This is a genomic window from Nonomuraea sp. NPDC001684 (genome assembly GCF_053596515.1).
This window is the reverse complement of record NZ_JBSFGJ010000819.1, coordinates 1-1,901: the sequence shown is the minus strand read 5'-3', so window position 1 is coordinate 1,901 and position 1,901 is coordinate 1. Positions and strand designations below refer to the sequence as shown.

Sequence of the window (1,901 nt, the reverse complement as noted above, 5' to 3'; positions counted from 1 at the left end):
GACGGCTGGGGCGTGTCCGAGTCCTGGCTGGCCGCCAACCCCCGCACCGCCGCCGCCTTCCACCGCGCCCTGGCCAAGGCCCAGGCCGTCGCCGCCGCCGACCGCAAGGCGATCGACGAGGTCATCCCGACGTACACGCAGATCGACGCGGCGAGCGCGGCGGCCATGAAGCTCGGCGTCTTCTCGATGGAGCCGCCCCGGCAGGGCTTCCAGAAGCTGGCCGACCTGCTCGTCGGCTACGGCTACCTGAAGAGCAGGCCCGACGTCGGCACGCAGATCGCGACCGGCCTGGAATGATCACTCGGGGCGGGCGGCTGGTCCTCGGGGCGGCGGGGGTCGCCGGGGCGCTGGTCCTGACCGAGGCCGCGGGCCGGGCCGGGCTGATCGACCCCGGGGTGCTGCCGTACGCCTCCGACGTCCTGGCCGCCGCGGCCGGGCTGGCGGCCGACGGCGCCTTCCACGCGCAGGTGCTGGCCACGCTCGGCGCCTGCGCGGCCGGCCTGCTGATCGCGATCGCGGTGGCGGTGCCGGCCGGGCTGCTGCTCGGCACGGTGCCGGTGGTGGAACGCTCGGCGCGGCCGCTGGTGGAGTTCCTGCGGCCGATCCCGTCGGTGTCGCTGATCCCGCTGGCCATGTTCCTGTTCCCCGACAGCGCCGACGCCAAGACCTCGCTGATCGTCTACACCTGCTGCTGGCCGCTGCTCGTCAACACCATGTACGGCCTGTCCGACGTCGACCCGCAGGCCAAGGAGACGCTGCGCAGCTTCGGCTTCGGCCCGCTGGCGGTCGTGCTGCGGGTCTCGCTGCCGAGCGCCGCGCCGTTCGTCGCCACCGGCGTACGCATCTCCGTCGGGGTCACCCTCATCGTCGCCGTCAGCGTGGAGCTCATCGCGGGCGGCGACGGCATCGGCACGTTCCTGCTCCAGGCCGGCAGCGCCAACCACGTCGACCGGGTGCTGGCCGGCACGCTGTGGGCGGGCCTGCTCGGGCTGGCGGCCAACCTGCTGGTCACCACGGCCGAGCGGCGGCTGTTCCGCTGGCACCACGCCCGCGCGCAGGTCGCGGCGTGACCCGGCCGGGACCGGGCGGGGCCGCGACGACCGTCTGGCGGTGGGCGCGCCGCCACTGGCTGCTGCCCGTGGTGGCGGCGTTGTGGGAGCTGGTCGCCCGGCGGGCGGCGGCCGTCTACTTCCCGCCGCCCAGCACGATCCTGGCGCGGCTGCGCGAGATGTGGTTCTCCGGCTCGCCGGGCCGGCTGTTCCTGACCGACGAGGCGGTCGCCGACCTGCTGCCCAGCCTCGGGCGGCTGGTGGCGGGCTGGGCGCTGGCCGCGCTGGCGGGGGTGGCGCTGGGCCTGGCTCTGGGCCGCCTGGAGTGGCTGGCGGCGCTGGCCGAGCCGCTGCTGCACCTCGGCCGCTCGGTGCCGCCCGCGGCGCTGCTGCCGGTGTTCCTGCTGCTGTTCAAGATCGGCACCCCGATGCAGCTCGCCTCGATCGTGTACGGGGTCGTGTGGCCCGTGCTGATCAACTCCATGGACGGCGGCCGCCACGTCGACCGCGGCTACCTCGACACCGGCCGGGTCTTCCGCCTGTCGGCGGCCACCCGCCTGTTCCACGTCGTCCTGCCCGCGGCCGCGCCGAAGATCCTGGCCGGGCTGCGGCTCAGCGTGTCGCTGGCGCTGATCATGATGGTGATCTCCGAGCTGTACGGCAGCAGCGAGGGCATCGGCCACCGTCTGCTGGAGGCGCAGAGCCAGTTCGACATCCCGGCCATGTGGGCCGGGATCGTGCTGCTGGGCGTGCTCGGCGTGGGGCTCAACTCGATCTTCCTGGCGGCCGAGCGGGGGCTGCTGCGCCGCTACGCCCGCGCCTGACGTTCAGCCCCGGCCGTGCAGGCGTTCG

Annotated in this window: 2 protein-coding genes and 1 pseudogene; all 3 read left to right on the top strand. The window is 74.7% G+C overall.

Features of this window, described 5'->3' with window-relative positions; all coding sequences use genetic code 11:
- Positions 1 to 297: pseudogene (locus ACWCSD_RS52140) on the top strand (ABC transporter substrate-binding protein); the annotation flags it as partial.
- Positions 294 to 1,070, top strand: a complete 777-nt coding sequence (locus ACWCSD_RS52135; protein ID WP_352359971.1) for an ABC transporter permease — start codon at positions 294 to 296, stop codon at positions 1,068 to 1,070. The pseudogene ACWCSD_RS52140 and the gene ACWCSD_RS52135, both read left to right, overlap by 4 nt.
- The gene (locus tag ACWCSD_RS52130) at positions 1,067 to 1,873 is read left to right on the top strand and encodes an ABC transporter permease (protein ID WP_397157852.1); all 807 of its coding nucleotides are present in this window, start codon (positions 1,067 to 1,069) and stop codon (positions 1,871 to 1,873) included. Before ACWCSD_RS52135 ends, ACWCSD_RS52130 begins: the two co-directional genes overlap by 4 nt.
- Positions 1,874 to 1,901 lie beyond the last annotated feature (28 nt).

Bases quoted from the DNA above. Each gene is read 5' to 3' on its own strand.
- ACWCSD_RS52135 (WP_352359971.1), top strand. From the start codon at position 294: ATGATCACTCGGGGCGGGCGGCTGGTCCTCGGGGCGGCGGGGGTCGCC.